18 protein-coding genes are annotated in these 19,213 nt (G+C 69.2%); all 18 read left to right on the top strand.

The features are described from left to right. The first annotated feature begins 4 nt into the window (after positions 1-4). The 18 genes from flgE to JR065_RS07055 all read left to right on the top strand — a co-directional run bounded on the left by flgE (position 5) and on the right by JR065_RS07055 (position 19,162). Positions 5-1,228, top strand: a complete 1,224-nt coding sequence (flgE, locus tag JR065_RS07140; RefSeq protein WP_206233329.1) for a flagellar hook protein FlgE — start codon at positions 5-7, stop codon at positions 1,226-1,228. Between the two features lie 140 nt (positions 1,229-1,368). Then, on the top strand, positions 1,369-2,124 hold the full coding sequence (locus JR065_RS07135; protein ID WP_206233328.1) for a flagellar basal body rod protein FlgF: 756 nt from the start codon (positions 1,369-1,371) through the stop codon (positions 2,122-2,124). A 103-nt stretch (positions 2,125-2,227) separates the two neighbouring features. Beyond that, positions 2,228-3,013 (top strand): flagellar basal-body rod protein FlgG, encoded by a 786-nt coding sequence (flgG, locus tag JR065_RS07130; protein ID WP_206233327.1) that lies wholly within the window; start codon positions 2,228-2,230, stop codon positions 3,011-3,013. Positions 3,014-3,036: 23 nt separating this feature from the next. Continuing rightward, positions 3,037-3,735 carry a flagellar basal body L-ring protein FlgH gene (gene flgH, locus JR065_RS07125; protein ID WP_206233326.1) on the top strand — a complete coding sequence of 233 codons (699 nt, stop codon included), beginning with the start codon at positions 3,037-3,039 and terminating at the stop codon, positions 3,733-3,735. Positions 3,736-3,742: 7 nt separating this feature from the next. Next, positions 3,743-4,861: a flagellar basal body P-ring protein FlgI gene (locus tag JR065_RS07120; protein ID WP_206233325.1), complete on the top strand. Its 1,119-nt coding sequence runs from the start codon at positions 3,743-3,745 to the stop codon at positions 4,859-4,861. Position 4,862: 1 nt separating this feature from the next. Further along, the gene (flgJ, locus tag JR065_RS07115; RefSeq protein ID WP_206233323.1) at positions 4,863-6,074 is read left to right on the top strand and encodes a flagellar assembly peptidoglycan hydrolase FlgJ; all 1,212 of its coding nucleotides are present in this window, start codon (positions 4,863-4,865) and stop codon (positions 6,072-6,074) included. An 11-nt stretch (positions 6,075-6,085) separates the two neighbouring features. Further along, on the top strand, positions 6,086-7,960 hold the full coding sequence (gene flgK / locus JR065_RS07110; protein WP_206233322.1) for a flagellar hook-associated protein FlgK: 1,875 nt from the start codon (positions 6,086-6,088) through the stop codon (positions 7,958-7,960). Beyond that, positions 7,957-9,159, top strand: coding sequence for a flagellar hook-associated protein FlgL (gene flgL, locus JR065_RS07105; RefSeq protein ID WP_206233321.1), 1,203 nt, complete (start codon positions 7,957-7,959; stop codon positions 9,157-9,159). Before flgK ends, flgL begins: the two co-directional genes overlap by 4 nt. 151 nt (positions 9,160-9,310) lie before the next feature. After that, the gene (locus tag JR065_RS07100) at positions 9,311-10,132 is read left to right on the top strand and encodes a hypothetical protein (protein ID WP_241093446.1); all 822 of its coding nucleotides are present in this window, start codon (positions 9,311-9,313) and stop codon (positions 10,130-10,132) included. A gap of 542 nt (positions 10,133-10,674) precedes the next feature. After that, positions 10,675-11,853 carry a flagellin gene (locus JR065_RS07095; protein WP_206233320.1) on the top strand — a complete coding sequence of 393 codons (1,179 nt, stop codon included), beginning with the start codon at positions 10,675-10,677 and terminating at the stop codon, positions 11,851-11,853. A gap of 225 nt (positions 11,854-12,078) precedes the next feature. Further along, a complete protein-coding gene (gene fliD, locus JR065_RS07090; protein WP_206233319.1) occupies positions 12,079-13,419 on the top strand; it encodes a flagellar filament capping protein FliD in 1,341 nt (446 codons plus the stop codon). Positions 13,420-13,582: 163 nt separating this feature from the next. Further along, positions 13,583-14,002: a flagellar export chaperone FliS gene (fliS, locus tag JR065_RS07085; protein ID WP_206233318.1), complete on the top strand. Its 420-nt coding sequence runs from the start codon at positions 13,583-13,585 to the stop codon at positions 14,000-14,002. Next, a complete protein-coding gene (locus JR065_RS07080) occupies positions 13,999-14,307 on the top strand; it encodes a hypothetical protein (RefSeq protein ID WP_206233317.1) in 309 nt (102 codons plus the stop codon). The genes fliS and JR065_RS07080 overlap by 4 nt, the downstream gene beginning before the upstream one ends. Beyond that, on the top strand, positions 14,304-14,888 hold the full coding sequence (locus JR065_RS07075; RefSeq protein WP_206233316.1) for a PilZ domain-containing protein: 585 nt from the start codon (positions 14,304-14,306) through the stop codon (positions 14,886-14,888). Before JR065_RS07080 ends, JR065_RS07075 begins: the two co-directional genes overlap by 4 nt. 91 nt (positions 14,889-14,979) lie before the next feature. Then, complete coding sequence (locus tag JR065_RS07070) at positions 14,980-15,612, top strand: response regulator (protein WP_206233315.1); 633 nt, start codon at positions 14,980-14,982, stop codon at positions 15,610-15,612. A 265-nt stretch (positions 15,613-15,877) separates the two neighbouring features. Beyond that, complete coding sequence (gene rpoN / locus JR065_RS07065) at positions 15,878-17,278, top strand: RNA polymerase factor sigma-54 (RefSeq protein ID WP_206233314.1); 1,401 nt, start codon at positions 15,878-15,880, stop codon at positions 17,276-17,278. Positions 17,279-17,291: 13 nt separating this feature from the next. Continuing rightward, positions 17,292-17,675, top strand: a complete 384-nt coding sequence (locus JR065_RS07060) for a response regulator (RefSeq protein WP_206233313.1) — start codon at positions 17,292-17,294, stop codon at positions 17,673-17,675. Continuing rightward, positions 17,672-19,162, top strand: a complete 1,491-nt coding sequence (locus JR065_RS07055) for a sigma-54 dependent transcriptional regulator (protein WP_206233312.1) — start codon at positions 17,672-17,674, stop codon at positions 19,160-19,162. Before JR065_RS07060 ends, JR065_RS07055 begins: the two co-directional genes overlap by 4 nt. Positions 19,163-19,213: the final 51 nt, after the last annotated feature.

Below are 19,213 nucleotides of genomic sequence, written 5' to 3'. Positions count from 1 at the left end.
CATCATGGGTTTCAACACTTCGCTGTCCGGCCTCAAAGCGGCCAATACCGACCTCAACGTCACCGCCAACAACATCGCCAACGTCAACACCACCGGCTTCAAGGAATCGCGCGCGGAGTTCGCCGACCTGTTCTCGACCACCGGCTACGGCCTGTCGCGCAACGCGGTCGGCGCCGGCGTGCGGGTCAGCAACGTCGCCCAGCAGTTCTCGCAGGGCAACGTCGATCCGACCGGGCGCAACCTGGACCTGGCCATCTCCGGCGAGGGCTTCTTCACCCTGACCTCCAACGGCGCCAAGGTGTACTCGCGCGCCGGCAACTTCCAGACCGACGGCAACGGCTACGTGGTCAATCCGCAGGGCGCGCGGTTGCAGGTGTTTCCGCCGGCGGCCAACGGCAACGGCTTCGCCGTGGGCACCCTGACCGACCTGCAGCTGCTGACCACCGACAGCTCGCCCAAGCAGACCGACGCGGTGAACCTGATGTTCACCCTGCCGGCCAATGCCACCGCGCCGACCGTGGCCACCTTCAGCCCGACCGACGCCAACAGCTACAACCATTCCACCGGCGGCATCACCGTCTACGACTCGCTGGGCGTCAGCCATACCCAGACCTCGTACTTCGTCAAGACCGCCACCCCCAACCAGTGGATGGTCCACAACTACGTCGACGGCGCGGCGGTCGGCACGCCGAGCACGCTGCAGTTCGATGGCAACGGCGCGCTGACCGCACCGGCCGACGGCCGCATCGCCCTGGATCCGTTCACCCCGAGCACCGGCGCCGGCGTGCTCAACCTGAGCCTGGACGTGAGCGGCTCCACCCAGTACGGCGAATCGTTCGCGCTGCGCGACGCGCGCCAGGACGGCTACGCCAGCGGCAAGCTCAACGAGATCAGCATCGACGCCAACGGCGTGGTCTACGCGCGCTACTCCAACAACGCCGACCGCGCGCTGGGCCAGGTGGCGATGACCAACTTCGTCAACCCGCAGGGGCTGACCTCGCTGGGCGACAACGTGTGGGCGGAGAGCTCGGCCTCCGGCAACGCGCGCACCGGCGCGCCGGCGACCTCGGACTTCGGCGACATCCAGGCCGGCGCGCTGGAATCCTCCACCGTCGACCTCACCGAACAGCTGGTCAACATGATCGTCGCGCAGCGCAACTTCCAGGCCAACTCGCAGATGATCTCCACGCAGGACCAGGTCACGCAGACCATCATCAATATCCGTTGATGGTGAACCCGGGACTCGGGTTCCGGGACTCGGGACTCGGAAAAGCGACGGCAGCGGCGGCATAACGCACACCTGCCGATCTCCGCGCTTTTCCGAGTCCCGGGTCCCGAGTCCCGAGTCCCGGCCCCCAGGAGCTTCCGATGGACAAAGCACTCTACGTCGCCATGACCGGCGCCCGCGCCTCGCTGCAGGCGCAGGGCACCGTGTCGCACAACCTGGCCAACGTCGATACGCCCGGGTTCAAGGCGGCGCTGGCCAATACCGAGGCGTTCCGCATCCGCGGCGCCGGCTATCCGTCGCGGATCGACGCCATGCACGTGGACCAGGGCTTCGACCGCGAGGTCGGCGCGCAGCAGGTCACCGGCAACGCGCTGGACGTGTCGCTGGGCCAGGACGCATGGCTGGCGGTGCAGGCGGCCGACGGCAGCGAGGCGTACACCCGCGGCGGCGAACTGGCGCTGACCCCGAACGGCCAGCTGGTCACCGCCAGCGGCCGCGCGGTGCTGGACACCAACGGCAACCCGATGGCGATCCCGCCGAACCAGTCGATGGAGATCGGCAGCGACGGCACGATCTCGATCGTGCCGCTCGGCGAAGGCCCGCAGACCATGACCATCGTCGGGCAGATGAAGGTGGTGCAGGCGCCGGCCGAACGGCTGACCCGCCGCCCCGACGGGCTGATGCGCAACATCAGCACCGATCCGGCCCAGGCCTTCGTCCAGGCCACCGGCCGCGCGGTCAACAGCGGCGCGCTGGAAGGCAGCAACGTCGATGCGGCCGGCGCGCTGGTGCAGATGATCCAGCTGCAGCGCCAGTTCGAGATGCAGGTGAAGGTGATCAAGCACGGCGACGAGAACGCGCAGTCCGCCAACACCCTGCTGCGCCTGAACGGCTGACGCCGGCGGTCGCCGGAAACCCGGCGACCGCTTTGGCACGGCGCATGCATCAGTCCCAGTGCCCCGTCGCAGCGTTCGGGGCCACCATCAGAGGAATCGGGTCATGAATCAGGCTTTGTGGGTCGCCAAGACCGGACTGGATGCGCAGCAGACGCGCATGTCGGTCGTCTCCAACAACCTGGCCAACACCAACACCACCGGCTTCAAGCGCGACCGTGCCAGCTTCGAGGACCTGCTGTACCAGCAGGTGCGCCAGCCCGGCGGTTCCACGTCGGCGCAGACGCAGCTGCCGTCGGGCCTGCAGCTGGGCACCGGCGTGCGCGTGGTCTCCACCTCCAAGGACTTCGAGCAGGGCAACCCGCAGCAGACCGGCCGCGCGCTGGACGTGATGGTCAACGGCCGCGGCTTCTTCGAAGTGCTGATGCCCGACGGCACCTCCGCGTTCACCCGCGACGGCAGCTTCCAGATCAACGCGCAGGGCGAGCTGGTCACCAACAGCGGCTATCCGGTGCAGCCCGGCATCCAGGTCCCGGAAGGCGCGCAGTCGCTGACCATCGGCACCGACGGCACCGTCAGCGTGCAGATGGCCGGCACCGCCGCGGCGCTGGAGATCGGCTCGCTGACCCTGACCGACTTCATCAATCCGTCGGGCCTGCAGGCGCGCGGCGAGAACCTGTACGCGGAAACCACCGCCTCCGGTCCGGCGCAGAACGGCACGCCCGGCCTCAACGGCCTGGGCACCACCGTGCAGGCCTCGCTGGAAGGCAGCAACGTCAACGTGGTCGAGGAGCTGGTCAGCATGATCGAGACCCAGCGCGCCTACGAGATGAACGCCAAGGCGATCTCCACCACCGATTCGATGCTCGGCTATCTGAACAACAACGTCTGATCCCGACTTTCCTGGAACCTGCCATGTCGCGTCTGTCCGCTCTCCCGTTCACCGTCGCCCTCGCCCTGCCCCTGCTGGGCGGCTGCGCCAGCATCGGCGTCGCCGCCGGCGACGTGCGCCCGTACGCGCCGATGGCGCCGATCGTGCCGGTGGTCGCGCCGATGGCGCAGGCCAGCGCCGGCGCGATCTACGCCGCCGGCCCCGGGCTGCAGCTGTACTCGGACCGCCGCGCGCGCGACGTCGGCGACCTGCTGACCATCACCCTGGTCGAGAGCACCACCGCCAGCTCCAGCGCCAACACCAGCATCAGCAAGGCCGACACGGTGACGATGGATTCGCCGACGCTGCTCGGCGCGCCGCTGACCGTCGGCGGCCTGGACGTGCTGAGCAACTCCACCAATGGCGACCGCAGCTTCGCCGGCAAGGGCAACTCGGCGCAGAGCAACCGGATGCAGGGCAGCATCACCGTGACCGTGATGCAGCGCCTGCCCAACGGCAACCTGGTGATCCAGGGGCAGAAGAACCTGCGCCTGAACCAGGGCGACGAACTGGTGCAGGTGCAAGGCATCGTCCGCGCCGCCGACATCGCCCCGGACAACACCATTCCCTCCAGCAAGGTGGCCGAGGCGCGCATCGCCTACGGCGGCCGCGGCGCCATCGCGCAATCCAACGCGATGGGCTGGCTGAGCCGCTTCTTCAATTCGCGCTTCTCGCCGTACTGAGGCTTCCATGAGCATCTCCTCCCTGCCCTGCCGCCTGCTCGCCGCCTTCGTGCTGTGCTGCGGCGTCGCCGCTCCGGCCGCCGCCGAACGCATCAAGGACCTGGCCCAGGTCGGCGGCGTGCGCGGCAACGCGCTGGTCGGCTACGGCCTGGTGGTCGGCCTGGACGGCAGCGGCGACCGCACCAGCCAGGCGCCGTTCACCGTGCAGAGCCTGAAGAACATGCTTGGCGAGCTGGGCGTCAATGTCCCGGCGAACGTCAATCCGCAGCTGAAGAACGTCGCCGCGGTGGCGATCCACGCCGAGCTGCCGCCGTTCGCCAAGCCCGGCCAGCCGATCGACATCACCGTGTCCTCGATCGGCAACGCGGTCTCGCTGCGCGGCGGCTCGCTGCTGATGGCGCCGCTGAAGGGCGCCGACGGCCAGATCTACGCGGTCGCGCAGGGCAGCCTGATCGTCGGCGGCTTCGGCGCGCAGGGCAAGGACGGCTCGCGGATCTCGGTCAACGTGCCGAGCGTGGGCCGCATCCCCAACGGCGCGACGGTGGAGCGCGCGTTGCCGGACGTGTTCGGCGCCAGCGGCGAGATCACCCTGAACCTGCACCAGAACGACTTCACCACGGTGTCGCGGATGGTCGCGGCGCTGGAAAACGCATTCGGCGCCGGCAGCGCCCGCGCGGTCGACGGCGTCACCGTGGCGGTGCGCGCGCCGACCGACCCGGGCGCGCGCATCGGCCTGCTGTCGCGGATCGAGAACATCGAGCTGTCGCCGGGCGCGGCGCCGGCCAAGGTGGTGGTCAACGCACGCACCGGCACGGTGGTGATCGGCTCGCAGGTGCGGGTCAGCCCGGCGGCGATCTCGCACGGCTCGCTGACCGTCACCATCAGCGAGGGCACCGAGGTCAGCCAGCCCAACGCGCTGAGCAACGGCCAGACCGTGGTCGCGCCGAAGTCGACCATCACCGCCACCAACGAAGGCAGCCGCATGTTCAAGTTCGAAGGCGGCACCTCGCTGGACGAGATCGTACGCGCGGTCAACGAAGTCGGCGCCGCCCCCGGCGACCTGATCGCGATCCTGGAAGCTCTGAAGCAGGCTGGCGCGCTGAGCGCGGAGCTTGAGGTGATCTGACATGCGCATCTCCGCCTCTCCCATCGAGCTGAACCCGACCACCCAGAACGATCCGGCCCGGATCGACAAGGTGTCGCGCCAGCTCGAAGGACAGTTCGCGCAGATGCTGGTCAAGAGCATGCGCGACGCCAGCTTCGGCGACTCGCTGTTCCCGGGCGAGAACCAGACGTTCCGCGACATGTACGACCAGCAGATGGCCAAGTCGCTGACCGACGGCAAGGGCCTGGGACTGGCGGCGATGATCGCCAAGCAGCTGGGCGGCGGCAAGAACGAGCCGGCGCCACCGGTCAACACCTCGCTGGGCAACGCGCAGGCCGCGGCCAAGGCGTACTCGCTGGTGTCCGGGCAAGGCGCCGGCAGCGGCAACGGCATCGCCGCGGCGGGCGCGGCCGCCGCCAGCGGCAACGACGACGGCGCGCTGGCCGGCCTGGATGCCGGCAATGCGCCGCAGCACCAGATCGACCGCGTGCTGGACCTGATCGCCGGCCGCGAGACCAGCGCGATGCACGATGCGATCGGCAGCAGCCCGGCCGAAGGCAACGTGCCGCTGGCCTGGCCGATGGCCGACGACCGCTGGCAGGACCTGGCCGCCACCGACGGCGCCGGCGCGCAGACCGATGCCGACGCCAGCGCGGCCGCCACGGCGGCAGCGGCGAGCCTGGGCGAGCGCACCCCGGAAGGCTTCGTCGCGCAGATCTGGACCCACGCGCAGAAGGCGGCCAAGGAACTGGGCGTGGACGCGCGCGCGCTGGTCGCGCAGGCCGCGCTGGAGACCGGCTGGGGGCGCAAGGGCATCCAGCGCAACGATGGCGGCAGCTCCAACAACCTGTTCGGGATCAAGGCCACCGGCTGGAGCGGCGAGCGCGCCACCACCGGCACCCACGAATACGTCAACGGGGTCAAGCAGTCGCAGACCGCCGACTTCCGTGCCTACGCCTCGGCGGCGGAGAGCTTCGCCGACTACGTGCGCCTGCTGAAGACCAACCCGCGCTACCAGCAGGCGCTGAAGGCCGGTACCGATATCCGCGGCTTCGCCCAGGGCCTGCAGCGCGCCGGCTACGCCACCGACCCGTCGTACGCGGCCAAGATCGCCGCGATCGCCGGCGGCCCGACCATCGGCCGCGCCGTCGCCGCGATCGGCAGCGCGGCGGTGGCCGGCGTCGAGCGCGTGTTCGCCAGCAACTCCGATGCGTCCCGCATCAACCGCCGCTGAGGTAGCCGACCATGTCCGTACTTTCCACCGGCACCAACGCGCTGATCGCCTTCCAGCGGGCGCTGGCCACCGTCAGCCACAACGTCGCCAACATCAATACCGACGGCTACAGCCGGCAGCGGGTGTCCTTCGCCACCTCCACGCCGACCCGGTACGGCTCGGACTACATCGGCAACGGCACCCAGATCACCGACATCAGCCGCATCGCCGACCAGCTGGCGACCTCGCGCCTGCTCGACAGCGGCGGCGAACTGGCGCGGCTGCAGCAGCTGTCCAGCCTGGCCGGCCGCGTCGACGGGCTGTTCTCCGACACCGCGACCAACATTTCCGGCCTGTGGTCGAAGTTCTTCGACGCCAGCAGCGGGCTGTCGTCCAACGCGTCTTCCACCGCCAGCCGGCAGAGCCTGCTGGACAACGCCACCGCGCTGACCACCCGCTTCAAGCAGCTCGACGGCCAGCTGGACGCGCTCGACAACGAGGTCAACAACGGCCTGCTGTCCAGCACCGCCGAAGCCAACCGCCTGGCCACCGAGATCGCCAAGCTCAACGGCACGATCGGCAGCAACGCCGCCGGCGCGGCGCCGGACCTGCTCGACCGCCGCGACCAGCTGATCAGCCAGCTGGTCGGCTACACCGGCGGCACCGCGGTCAGCCAGGACGGCGGCGCGATCAACGTCTACACCACCGGCGGCCAGGCGATGGTGGTCGGCACCACCGCCTCGACCCTGACCACGGTCGCCGATCCGTACCAGCCCGGGCGGCTGCAGGTCGCGCTGAAGGCGCAGGGCGGCACCATCACCCTCAACGGCAACGCGCTCGGCGGCCAGATCGGCGGCCTGTTCGAGTTCCGCAGCAGCGTGCTGGATCCGGCCATCGCCGACCTGGGGCGCATCGCCACCGGCCTGGCGGTGACCTACAACCAGACCCATAGCGGCGGCATGGACCTGTACGGCAACCTGGGCGGGGACTTCTTCTCGCTGCCCTCGCCCGCCGTCAACGGCCACAGCGCCAACACCGGCAGCGCCAGCTTCAGCGCCAGCGTCGGCGACCTGAGCAAGCTCGACGGGCAGAACCTGGTGCTCAAGTTCGACGGCAGCGCCTGGACCGCCAACCGTGCCGATACCGGCGCCAGCGTGGCGCTGACCGGCACCGGCACCGGCGCCGACCCGTTCGTGGTCAACGGCGTGGAACTGCAGCTGTCCGGCACCGCCGCCGCCGGCGACAGGTTCCTGCTGCAGCCCACCGCCGGCGTGGCCGGCACGCTGACCGTGGCGATCACCGATCCCTCGCGCATCGCCGCGGCCACGCCGATCAAGGCCACCACCGACCTGGCCAATCTGGGCACCGGCGTGGTCAGCAAGGTGCGCGCCACCGATGCCGGCAACGCCAACCTGCTGGTTCCGGCGAACATCGAGTTCATCGACGCCAACCAGTACACCATCGATGGCGCCGGACCGTTCCCCTACACCGCCGGGCAGACCATCAGCGCCAACGGCTGGAGCCTGACCCTGGACGGCGCCCCGGTCGCCGGCGACAGCTTCGGCGTCGGCCCGACCGGCGCCGGCTCCAGCGACAACGGCAACGCCCTGCTGCTGGCCAACCTGGACGACGCCAAGGCGTTCAACGGCAACACCATCACCCTCAACGGCGCGGTGTCCGGGCTGACCACCTCGATCGGTTCGGCGGCGCGGCAGGCCTCGTATTCGGCCGAGGCGCAGCAGATCATCCACACCAACGCGCAGGACGCGCGCGATTCGGTCTCCGGCGTCAACCTGGACGAGGAAGCCTCGGACATGCTGCGCCTGCAGCAGGCCTACCAGGCCGCGTCGCAGCTGATCTCCACCGCCGACACGATGTTCCAGTCCATCCTGAGTGCAATCCGATGAACCGCATCTCCACCGGCATGATGTTCAACCAGTCCGTGTCCACCATGCTGGGCAAGCAGGCCAAGATCTCGCACCTGGAAGCGCAGCTGGCCAGCGGCAAGCGCCTGGTCACCGCCGCCGACGACCCGGTCGCCGCCGGCACCGCGGTCAATCTGGATCGCGCGGTCGCCGAGCTGGAGCGCTTCGGCCAGAACGCCAACAACGTGCAGAACCGGCTCGGCCTGCAGGAGAACACGCTGGCCCAGGCCGGCGAACTGATGGCGCGGGTCAACGAGCTGACCATCCAGGCCAACAGCTCGGCGCTGACCAGCGACGACCGCAAGGCCATCGCCTCGGAACTGAAGTCGCTGCACGACGGCCTGCTGAGCCTGGCCAACAGCACCGACGGCAGCGGCCGCTATCTGTTCGCCGGCACCGCCGACGACAGCGCGCCGTTCGCGGTGGTCGGCGGCCAGGTGGTCTACAACGGCGACCAGACCCAGCGCAGCGTGGAAGTGGCGCCGGACACCAAGGTCGCCGACGCCCTGCCCGGCAGCGAGGTATTCATGCGCATCCGCACCGGCGACGGCACCGTCGACGCGCACGCGGCCGGCGCCAACACCGGCACCGGGCTGCTGCTCAGCTACGGCCGCGACGCAAGCTCCGGCACCTGGAACGGCGGCAGCTACAGCGTCGCGTTCACCGCCGCCGACACCTATGAAGTGCGCGACAGCGGCGGCGCCGTGCTGCAGACCGGCACCTATGTCGCCGGCGAGAGCATCGGCTTCAACGGCCTGACGCTGCGCCTGGACGGCGCGCCGGCGGCCGGCGACAGCTTCGACATCGGCGCATCCACCAACAAGGACGTGTTCGCCACCATCACCGACCTGGTCGACGCGCTCGGCTCCGATCCGTTGACCGCCGCGGACAAGGCCGCGCTGCAGAACACCCTGCAGTCGTCGATGCGCGACATCAGCCAGGCCTCGGCGAAGATGATCGACGCGCGCGCCTCCGGCGGCGCGCAGCTGGCCGCGCTGGACAACGCCAGCGAACTGCGCGAGTCCAACACGGTGACGCTCAAGACCACGCTGTCGTCGCTGCGCGACCTGGACTACGCCGAGGCGATCGGCCAGTACCAGCTCGAACAGGCGGCGCTGAAGGCGGCGCAGACCATCTTCACCCAGATGCAGTCGATGTCGCTGTTCAACTCGATCCGCTGACCCCTGCGCGCATGACAGTCCGTGCCGACGGCGCCACGGTTCCGGCGGAGCTCAACGCACCGATGTGCGACCGCAGCGCCGCTGCGGCGCCGAGGGTGGCTTTCATCGGCCACGAAATTGCGCGATGCTCTGCCGAACGGGGGAGAAGCGCATGAGCACCAGGGAAGAGGACGGTATCCACCGCGATGGGGCGGCGGTCGCCGCTGGCGGCGGGCAGGATGCCGGGGCGATCGAGCAGACGCCGACCGATTGGTCGCTGTTGCCGGTCAAGCACGTCAACCAGGACTCGATGGTCGCGGAGATCTGGCGCCTGCTGCGGCAGGAGCCGGCGCTGATGGTCAGTGCCGGTTACGTGTTTCTGTCCGCGCTGGGACTGTGGTCGAGTTATTTCTTCTACCGGCGTTTCCAGCTGTCGATCCTGGACTACCTGCAGGTAAGCGACTTCCTGGTCGCCGGCCTGCGCGATCCGGCCTATATCCTGATCCTGCTGCTGGGCATCCTGATCGCGGTGGTGCTCGGCTGGCCGGAGACGCTGCGCCGCCGCAACCCGGCCAAGGTGGAGCGCCTGCGCGCGCGGCATTGGGGCTGGCGGCTGCTGTTCTCGCATTCGCCGTGGATGAGCTGGGAACTGTCCGGGCTGCGGCCGTTGACCGGCATGTGCATGGCGGTGGTCTGCTTCATGGCCATCGGTGCGGCACTGTATGCCTCGAACACGGCCGAGAAGATCCGCGATGGCCGCGCGGGCACGCCGGTGCAGGTGATGCTCAGCGGCGACCGCGCGGCGCTGCCGGGCAACGCGAAACTGCTGGGGTCCAGCAGCGCGTTCGTATTCCTGTGGTGGCCCACGCAACGTCGCGCCGAAGCGGTGCCGATCGCCTCGATCCGCCGGCTGCAGTCGGGGGTGGTGCCGGCCAAGCGCCCGGCCCCGGCACCGGCGGCGAAACCGGCGCCGGTGCCCGCCGCGGCGCGCTGATCGCCCAGGCTGCGCTGTTCCTGGGCCGCGGGGGCCACGGATACACCGCCGCGCATTGCCTGCGGCGTTTCTTCGTACCGCTCTCGATGCCCTTCCTGGCGTAGCGTTCTTACCCGCGCCTGGCCGGATCCTCTTGGCCGCCTTTATGGTCTTTGCGCCTTACGCGTTGTTTCCTTGCGCCGACCTTCCGGACGGCGTTCTTGCCGCTTATCCGCAATCGGGTGAAGTCCTCCTCGGCCCGAAGCGAGGCGACGCTTCCTTTATACCGGGTTCGTCATTGCCGTCGGCCGCGGGTGGCGCCTGCGCAGCAACTCTAAAGTTTGGCAATCCGCGGCCGAAACAAGCTCTTCGCGCCGCCCGCGCAACCTGCGACCGCCCTGCCCGATGCAGCGAATCGCGAATATTCCGCAGAAAATCGCTAAAGGTTGTTGACACGGCGCCGTTACCTATCTCAGCAGCGGCAACGGCCAATTGATGGCCCCCCTGCGGAGGCTCCAGGCACCGACAGGTGGCCGGATAAATCGCTTAGAGGAGATATCAAAATGGCACAGGTAATCAACACCAACGTAATGTCGCTGAACGCTCAGCGTAACCTCAACAGCACCAGCTCGAGCATGGCGACGACGATTCAGCGCCTGTCTTCGGGCCTGCGCATCAACAGCGCGAAGGACGACGCCGCCGGTCTGGCGATCTCCGAGCGTTTCACCACCCAGATCCGCGGCCTGGACGTCGCCTCGCGCAACGCCAACGACGGCATCTCGCTGGCCCAGACCGCCGAAGGCGCGATGGTCGAAATCGGCAACAACCTGCAGCGTATCCGCGAGCTGTCGGTGCAGTCGGCCAACGCCACCAACTCCGACACCGACCGCGAGGCGCTGAACTCGGAAGTCAAGCAGCTGCTGTCGGAAATCGACCGCGTCGCCAACCAGACCAGCTTCAACGGCACCAAGCTGCTGAACGGTGACTTCTCCGGCGCGCTGTTCCAGGTCGGCGCCGACGCCGGCCAGACCATCGGCATCAACTCGATCGTCGACGCCAACGTCGATTCGCTGGGCAAGGCCGGCTTCGCCGCCGCGCAGACCAGCACCGCCGACTTCGTCACCGGTACCGCTACCGCTTCGGGCAGCGTCTCGGGCGTCCAGGTCAACGGCCAGAGCATCGCCAGCGTCAAGGTCGCCGTGGGCGACACCGCCGCCGATGTCGACAAGAAGATCGCCGCGGCCATCAACGACAAGCTGGACCAGACCGGCGTGTACGCCTCGATCGACTCCGCCGGCAAGCTGAAGCTGGAATCGCTGAAGGCTGGCAAGGACTTCTCGTTCACCGCCGGCACCAGCGACGCCACCGGCCTGGCCGTAGCGTTCGGCGGCATCAACGCCACCGCCACCGCGGTCGCCGGCACCACCAGCACCCTGGAAGACCTTGACATCTCGTCCTTCTCCGGCGCGCAGAAGGCGCTGGAAATCGTCGACAAGGCGCTGACCTCGGTCAACTCCTCGCGCGCCGACATGGGTGCGGTGCAGAACCGCTTCACCTCGACCATCGCCAACCTGAGCTCCACCTCGGAGAACCTGTCGGCCTCGCGCAGCCGCATCCGCGATACCGACTACGCCAAGGAAACCGCCGAACTGACCCGCACGCAGATCCTGCAGCAGGCCGGTACCGCGATGCTGGCGCAGGCCAAGTCGGTCCCGCAGAACGTGCTGAGCCTGCTGCAGTAACAGGCCCGGTTCGCCCGCACCCGCGGCGCGATCCAAAGCCCCTCTTCGGAGGGGCTTTTTTTTTGCGCCGGCCTTTTGGGCGCGGTTCCAGGTACGGGACTTGCATGGCGGTAGGGACAATCCCTACCCGGGCGACCGGCGCGCTAAAGCTTGCGCGCCACCGGCCGATAGGACCATCAACTGCTGGCGGTTCCGCCCGTGCCAGCTACCGTAAGGACGCTCGTTATGGCTGCTTCATCGCTCAGCGCTGTCGGCTCCGGCCTGGACATCCCCACCCTGGTCGCCAACCTGGTCAAGGCCGAGCGCGCCCCGGCCGAGAACCGCATCAACAAGGACGGCACCGCCTCCAGCGCCAAACTTTCGGCGCTCGGCACGATCAAGAGCGGACTGACCAACCTGCAGACCGCGCTGACCGCGCTGACCACGGCCAGCACCAAGGCTGCCTACAAGGCCACGGTCGCCGAAGGCGCCGGCTACACCGCCAGCGTCACCGAAAGCGCCAGCGCCGGCACCTACAGCATCGAAGTGGTGAGGCTGGCCGAGCGGCAGAAGCTCAGTTCGGCCGCGTTCGCCGACGATGCGGTGGTCGGCGACGGCACCCTGACCATCGCCTACGGCGAAAGCTCGCTCAACGTCAGCGTCGCCCAGGGCAGCACCCTCAGCGACATCGCCAGCGCCATCAACAAGGCCGCCAACGGCAGCGGCGTGACCGCCAGCGTGGTCAGCGCCGACGACGGCGACCACCTGGTGCTCAACGCGGTCGATTCCGGCACCAAGGGCGCGTTGACCATCACCGCCTCCGGCGGCAACGGCGGGCTCAGCGCGCTGACCTACGGCGCAGGCGCCGCCGGCGGCATGACCCAGACCGTGCCGGCCACCGACTCGGTGGTGCGCGTGGACGGCTTCGAGCGCACCTCCAGCAGCAACGCGGTCAGCGACCTGGTGCCCGGGGTGACGCTGAACCTGACCAAGGCCGCCGAGGGCAGCAAGTACAACCTGAGCATCGCCAAGGACAACACCGCGCTGAAGGCCAACCTGACCGCCTTCGCCAGCGCCTACAACGCGGTCAACACCGTGCTCAAGTCGTCCACGGCCTACAACTCCACCACCAACACCGCCTCGGCGCTGACCGGCGACTCGCTGGTGCGCGGGCTGCAGCAGTCGCTGCGCGCGCAGGTCACCGGCAACGTCTACGAACTCAAGGAACTGGGCGTCACCATCTCCAAGGACGGGGTGATGAGCTTCGACGGCGCCAAGTTCGACTCGGCCATCGCCAAGGACCCGGCCGCGGCGCAGGCGATGTTCGGCGCCGACGGCAGCTTCGCCAGCGGCCTGGACAAGGTGCTGGACAGCAACCTGGATGCGACCAACGGCACCCTGAGCCAGCGCACCGCCAGCCTGAGCAAGCACATCGAGGACCTGACCGACCAGCTCGACGCGCTGGACAAGCGCATGGAGACGCTGACCAAGCAGTACACCGCGCGCTTCACCGCGATGGACACGCTGGTCGCGCAGATGCAGACCACCAGCAACTACCTGGCGCAGCAGTTCGCCACCAACAGCTGATAATCGTTATCGATATGCCCTTCACCGGACTCAAGTCGAACCGCCTAGTGGCCGATAACTTTAGTATCGACAGTCATTCCGGACCGGCTCCGAGTACCGCCGCCGTGGCGCCATCGCCACGCGCCGTGGCAAGCGGCCGCCACGTCACCCGAGGGAGTTTTTCATGCACGGTTCCACTCGCCAATTCGCCGAGCAATATCGCAAGATGAGCGTGTCCACCAGCGTCACCGACGCCGACCCGCACAAGCTGGTCTCGCTGCTGTTCGCCGGCGCCTGCCAGCGCATCCGCCAGGCGCAGGCATGCCTGGCGCAGGGCGACCAGGCGCGCAAGGGCAAGGCGATCGGCGAGGCCTGCGCCATCGTCGGCCACCTCAACGGCTCGCTCGACCACGAGGCCGGCGGCGAGATCGCCAACAACCTCTCGGCGCTGTACGACTACGTCATGCACCGCCTGACCGAGGCCAACCTGCACAACGACGACAGCGCGCTGGTCGAGTCGCTGGAACTGCTCAGCGAGATCGACGCGGCGTGGAACGCCATTCCGCATCAGCAGCGCGAGCTGTCGGCCGCGGTCGCGTCATGAACGCGGCCGCTTCCAGCATCGAGTCGCTGCATGCCGAGCTGCTTGCGCTGCAGGACGCCCTGGACCGCGACGAGCACGCGCTGGCGGCGCAGATGGTCGCCGACCACGACCGCCACCTGCGCCAGTACATCGCCCAGGCCGGGCGCGAGGCGTCCATCGCCGGGATGGCCTCGCTGCTGGAACTGCAGCAGCGGCTGATGGCGCGGATGCGCGAGGCGCGCGACGAAGCCGGCGCCTGGCTGCGCGCCAGCCGCCAGTCCAACAACGCCGCGCGCGCCTATTCGCAGGCCGGATCGCTGCGATGAACGCGGCATCGGACGGCGGCATCCAGCACCCCGCCGAAACCGAACTGTTCCAGGACACGCTCAGCTGCGACCTGGCGCTGCCGGCCGACTTCCGGGTCGGCAACGGCGTCGGCCGCTTCAGCGCCGGCGAGGCGCTGCTGCGCGGCCTGGCCCAGGTCGAGGACATGCGCAGCGACGACGGCAACGAGGAGCGCGGCGAACTGCCGCTGCAATTGCAGCGCATGGACGCCAAGCTGGACCTGATGCTGGTCCTGCTCGGCCGCCTGGCGCGGCAGAACGAGGACGCCCTGCCGCTGCGCCCGCTGCGCTGGTCGCGCCGCGGCCTGCGACTGGAGCTCGGCTCGCGCAGCGGCGCTTCGCCCGGTGCGGCCGGCCTGGTGCGCCTGCAACCCTCCGATTGGCTGCCCGACTATCTCGAACTGCCGGTACGGGTGGTGGCCGAGGCCGATGCCGGCGCTGGCGCCGGATTCCACCTGTGGCTGCGCTTCGACGACCAGCCGGCCGCGCTCGAAGAAGCCCTGGAACGGCACCTGTTCCGCATGCACCGGCGCCAGATCGCCGAGAGCCGGCGCCTGCGCTGAGCGCGCGCGCCGGCCGCCGCGTGGCCGGCCATGGTTGGCGGCGGCGGCGCGCTCGGCTAAGGTGCGGGACTAGAGAGAGGGACTTTCCAACGTGCGAGTCATCATCGTCGACGATCATCATCTGGTCCGCGCAGGCCTGAGCCGGCTGCTGCAGACGTTTGCCGACGTCGATGTCGTCGCCGAAGCCAGCAACGCCCAGCAGGCGGTCGACCTGGCCACCCTGCACCGCCCCGACCTGGTGCTGATGGACCTGTCGCTGCCCGGGCGCAGCGGCCTGGACGCGCTGACCGATGTATTGCAGATCTCGCCCAAGACCCGCGTGGTGATGATGTCGATGCACGACGACCCGGCGCACGTGCGCGACGCGCTGGACCGCGGTGCCACCGGCTTCGTGGTCAAGGACGCCGCGCCGCTGGAACTGGAGCTGGCGCTGCGCGCGGCCAGCGCCAACCAGTTGTTCCTGAGCCCGCAGATCTCCTCGAAGATGATGGCGCCGATGCTCGGCCGCGAGCGCCCGGTCGGCATCGCCGCGCTGTCGCCGCGGCAGCGCGAGATCCTGCGCCAGATCGGCCGCGGCCAGAGCAACAAGGAGATCGCCGCGGACCTGGGCATCAGCGTCAAGACAGTGGAGACGCACCGCGCGCGGATGATGGAATCGCTGGGTTGCCGGCGCGCCAACGACCTGGTGCTGCTGGCCGCGCGGCACCAGAACGAGCTGACCTGAGCCGCCGCCGGGATCCCGCCGTCTACGAATGGCACCAGGCTTGCATAAACCGGTCAGCTTGCGACGCCGGACCGGCACCCCGCGCCAGCACTGGGATTGCGCCGTCGGACTACCGGCGCTCCTGACACCTCTGTAAGGGAATTCCCTACACCCCGTCAGGAATTTGACTACACGCCTCAGGAACGTCCTGATTCTCTTCCCGACAGGCGGCAAGCAATATGCGTTCCAAGGCGCCGGAGAGTTGGCGTCACCCAAGGAACGACCCATGAAGCCGACCGTCTCCGTCCAGCTTGGCCAGCAACTCCACCTGACCCCGCAGCTGCTGCAGTCGATCCGGCTGCTGCAGCTCGACGGCATGCAGCTGGAACTGGAGATCCGGCGCGCGCTGGAGACCAATCCGCTGCTCGAACTGGAAGAGTCCGAAGGCGCGCTCGAGCCGGTGGTGCAGCACGACGCGGCGCTGGACACGGCCGCCTTCGACGAGCTGCCGGAAACCTCGATGTGGGATACCCCGGCCGCCGGCTGGAGCGAAGGCGACGAAGACCGCATGCAGCGCATCGCCGCCGGCGAGTCCACCGACCCGCAGGTGCGGGTGCTGCAGCGGCTGGCGCTGGAACTGGACGAACGCGAACTGGAAGTGGCCGCGTTCTGGCTCGAACACACCGACGACGCCGGCTACCTGAGTGAGTCGCTGCACACGCTGACCCTGCTCGCCTCGGCGCGCTTCGACCTGGATGCCGCGCGGGTGGAGGCGGTGCGCCAGCGCCTGCTGCAGGGCGACCCGACCGGCCTGGCCGCGTGCGACCTGCGCGAATGCCTGAGCGTGCAGCTGGCCGCCCTGCCCGGCCGCGTCGCCGCCCGCCACCTGGCCGCGCGCATCCTCGACGGCGACCTGAACCTGCTGGCCAGCCACGACTATCCGCTGATCGCGCGCCAGCTCGACGCCGAGGCCGACGACGTGCGCGAGGCGGTGCGGCTGATCCTGTCGCTGCAGCCGCGCCCGGGCGACAGCCTGCAGCCGGAGAACCTGGGCCACGTGATCCCGGACGTGATCGCCTGGCACGCCGACGGCAGCTGGCGGGTGGCGCTGAACCCGGCCACCACCCACCGCGTCACCATCAACCCCATGCACGAGCGCGCCCTGGCCGAAGCCGGCGACGCCGCGCAGCCGCTGCGCGAGATGCTGCAGGAAGCGCGCTGGCTGACCCGCGGCCTGTCGATGCGCTACGAGACCCTGCTGCGCGCCACCCGCGCCATCGTCGAGCGCCAGGCCGCGTTCCTGGTCAAGGGCGAGGAAGCGATGGCACCGCTGACCCTGAAGGAAGTGGCCGACGAGATCGGCATGCACGAGTCCACCATCTCGCGCATCACCACCGGCAAGTATCTGCAGACGCCGCGTGGTACCTTCGAGCTGAAGCATTTCTTCGCCGTGCGCCTGGAAGGCGCCACGGTGTCCGGGCAGGCGGTGCGCGCGATGGTGCGGCGCCTGATCGAATCGGAGCCGGCCGGCCGTCCGCTGGCCGACGAGGCCATCGCCGGGCTGCTGTCGCGACAGGGCGTCAACGTGGCGCGGCGTACCGTGGCCAAGTATCGTGAACAACTGGACATCGCCCCGGCTCGCGAACGCCGTCGCGGCGCCAAGCCGCTACTGGCCCGCGCGGGCTAAGGAACCCTTGCACATGAACAAACTGTCCGTACTGCTGGTCGACGACCACGAAGGCTTCATCAACGCGGCGATGCGCCACTTCCGCAAGCTGGACTGGATGGAAGTGGTCGGCAGCGCCGCCAACGGCCTGGAGGCGATCGAACGCTCCGAGTCGCTGCGCCCGCAGGTGGTGCTGATGGACCTGGCGATGCCGGAAATGGGCGGTCTGCAGGCCACGCGCCTGATCAAGACCCAGGACCAGGCGCCGTACATCGTGATCGCCAGCCATTTCGACGATGCCGAGCACCGCGAGCACGCGATGCGCGCCGGCGCCGACAACTTCGTCAGCAAGCTGTCCTACATCCAGGAAGTGATGCCGATCCTGGAGGGCTTACGCACCGAAGGAGTACCGGCATGAGCGAGTCACGCATCCTGGTGATCGATGGCGACGCGGTGCGCGCCGAACGTACCGTGAGCCTGCTCGAGTTCATGGACCTCAACCCGCGCTGGGTCACCGACGTGGCCGACATCAACCCGGGACGCCACCGGCAGACCGAATGGATGGCGATCCTGGTCGGCGGGCTCGACGACGAGGCCCAGGCCGACGAGTTCTTCGGCTGGGTCGCGCGCAGTCCGCTGCCGCCGCCGGTGCTGATGCTGTGCGGCGACGCGCAGGCCTTCGCCCAGCGCCACGGCCTGCACGAGGCCAACGTGTGGCAGCTGGAGGCGCCGCTGCGCCACGCGCAGCTGGAGACCCTGTTGCGCCGCGCCAGCCTCAAGCGCCTGGACGCCGAGCACCAGGCCGGCGCCGTGCAGGACAGCGGCCCGACCGGCAACAGCGCCGCGGTGACCCGGCTGCGACGGCTGATCGACCAGGTGGCCGCGTTCGACACCACCGTGCTGGTGCTGGGCGAGTCCGGCACCGGCAAGGAAGTGGTCGCGCGCGCGATCCACCAGCAGTCGCCGCGCCGCGACGGCCCGTTCGTGGCGATCAACTGCGGCGCGATCCCGCCGGACCTGCTCGAGAGCGAGCTGTTCGGGCACGAGAAGGGCTCGTTCACCGGCGCGCTGACCGCGCGCAAGGGCCGCTTCGAGATGGCCGAGGGCGGCACCCTGCTGCTGGACGAGATCGGCGACATGAGCCTGCCGATGCAGGTCAAGCTGCTGCGCGTGCTGCAGGAGCGCAGCTTCGAGCGCGTCGGCGGCAACGTCACCATCCGCTGCAACGTGCGCGTCATCGCCGCCACCCACCGCAACCTGGAAGAGCGCATCGCCGGCAACCAGTTCCGCGAGGACCTGTTCTACCGCCTCAACGTGTTCCCGATCGAGATGCCGGCGCTGCGCGAGCGCAGCGACGACCTGCCGGCGCTGGTCAACACCATCGCCGCGCAGCTGGCGCGCACCGGGCGCGGCGAAGTGCGCTTCTCCGAGGAGGCGCTGCTGGCGCTGCGCGGCTACGACTGGCCGGGCAACGTGCGCGAACTGACCAACCTGGTCGAACGCCTGGCGGTGCTGCACCCCAGCGGGCTGGTGCGGGTGCAGGACCTGCCGGCGCGCTACCGCGGCGACTTCGCCTCGTCGATCGACGTATCCGCGCCGCCGGAACCGGTGCCGGCCGACCCGCGGCGCCAGCCGAACGTGGTCGACCTGCACGCCAGCGGCAAGCCGCTGCTCGCCGGCGGCGACCCGACGGTCAGCCCGGCGGCGGTGACGCTGCCGGAAAGCGGCATGGACCTGCGCGGACACATGGCCAACATCGAACTGGCGCTGATCAACGAGGCGCTGGAACGCACCCAGGGCGTGGTCGCGCACGCGGCCCAGCTGCTCGGCCTGCGCCGCACCACGCTGGTGGAGAAGCTGCGCAAGTACGGCATCGACCGCGACCAGACCGAACTGGCCAGCTGAGCCGGCCTTCCCGGCGCCCCTTTTTCGACTTCGATTGGCATCCTGCTTGCA

Source organism: Xanthomonas sp. (genome assembly GCF_017163755.1).
Taxonomy (GTDB): Bacteria; Pseudomonadota; Gammaproteobacteria; order Xanthomonadales; family Xanthomonadaceae; genus Xanthomonas_A.
This window is presented reverse-complemented; position numbering and strand designations above follow the sequence as displayed.

What these genes read in the sequence shown, in the direction of transcription:
- flgE (WP_206233329.1), top strand. Translation starts at nt 5, where the DNA reads ATGGGTTTCAACACTTCGCTGTCCGGCCTCAAAGCGGCCAATACCGAC.
- JR065_RS07135 (WP_206233328.1), top strand. Translation starts at nt 1,369, where the DNA reads ATGGACAAAGCACTCTACGTCGCCATGACCGGCGCCCGCGCCTCGCTG.
- flgG (WP_206233327.1), top strand. Translation starts at nt 2,228, where the DNA reads ATGAATCAGGCTTTGTGGGTCGCCAAGACCGGACTGGATGCGCAGCAG.
- flgH (WP_206233326.1), top strand. Translation starts at nt 3,037, where the DNA reads ATGTCGCGTCTGTCCGCTCTCCCGTTCACCGTCGCCCTCGCCCTGCCC.
- JR065_RS07120 (WP_206233325.1), top strand. Translation starts at nt 3,743, where the DNA reads ATGAGCATCTCCTCCCTGCCCTGCCGCCTGCTCGCCGCCTTCGTGCTG.
- flgJ (WP_206233323.1), top strand. Translation starts at nt 4,863, where the DNA reads ATGCGCATCTCCGCCTCTCCCATCGAGCTGAACCCGACCACCCAGAAC.
- flgK (WP_206233322.1), top strand. Translation starts at nt 6,086, where the DNA reads ATGTCCGTACTTTCCACCGGCACCAACGCGCTGATCGCCTTCCAGCGG.
- flgL (WP_206233321.1), top strand. Translation starts at nt 7,957, where the DNA reads ATGAACCGCATCTCCACCGGCATGATGTTCAACCAGTCCGTGTCCACC.
- JR065_RS07100 (WP_241093446.1), top strand. Translation starts at nt 9,311, where the DNA reads ATGAGCACCAGGGAAGAGGACGGTATCCACCGCGATGGGGCGGCGGTC.
- JR065_RS07095 (WP_206233320.1), top strand. Translation starts at nt 10,675, where the DNA reads ATGGCACAGGTAATCAACACCAACGTAATGTCGCTGAACGCTCAGCGT.
- fliD (WP_206233319.1), top strand. Translation starts at nt 12,079, where the DNA reads ATGGCTGCTTCATCGCTCAGCGCTGTCGGCTCCGGCCTGGACATCCCC.
- fliS (WP_206233318.1), top strand. Translation starts at nt 13,583, where the DNA reads ATGCACGGTTCCACTCGCCAATTCGCCGAGCAATATCGCAAGATGAGC.
- JR065_RS07080 (WP_206233317.1), top strand. Translation starts at nt 13,999, where the DNA reads ATGAACGCGGCCGCTTCCAGCATCGAGTCGCTGCATGCCGAGCTGCTT.
- JR065_RS07075 (WP_206233316.1), top strand. Translation starts at nt 14,304, where the DNA reads ATGAACGCGGCATCGGACGGCGGCATCCAGCACCCCGCCGAAACCGAA.
- rpoN (WP_206233314.1), top strand. Translation starts at nt 15,878, where the DNA reads ATGAAGCCGACCGTCTCCGTCCAGCTTGGCCAGCAACTCCACCTGACC.
- JR065_RS07060 (WP_206233313.1), top strand. Translation starts at nt 17,292, where the DNA reads ATGAACAAACTGTCCGTACTGCTGGTCGACGACCACGAAGGCTTCATC.
- JR065_RS07055 (WP_206233312.1), top strand. Translation starts at nt 17,672, where the DNA reads ATGAGCGAGTCACGCATCCTGGTGATCGATGGCGACGCGGTGCGCGCC.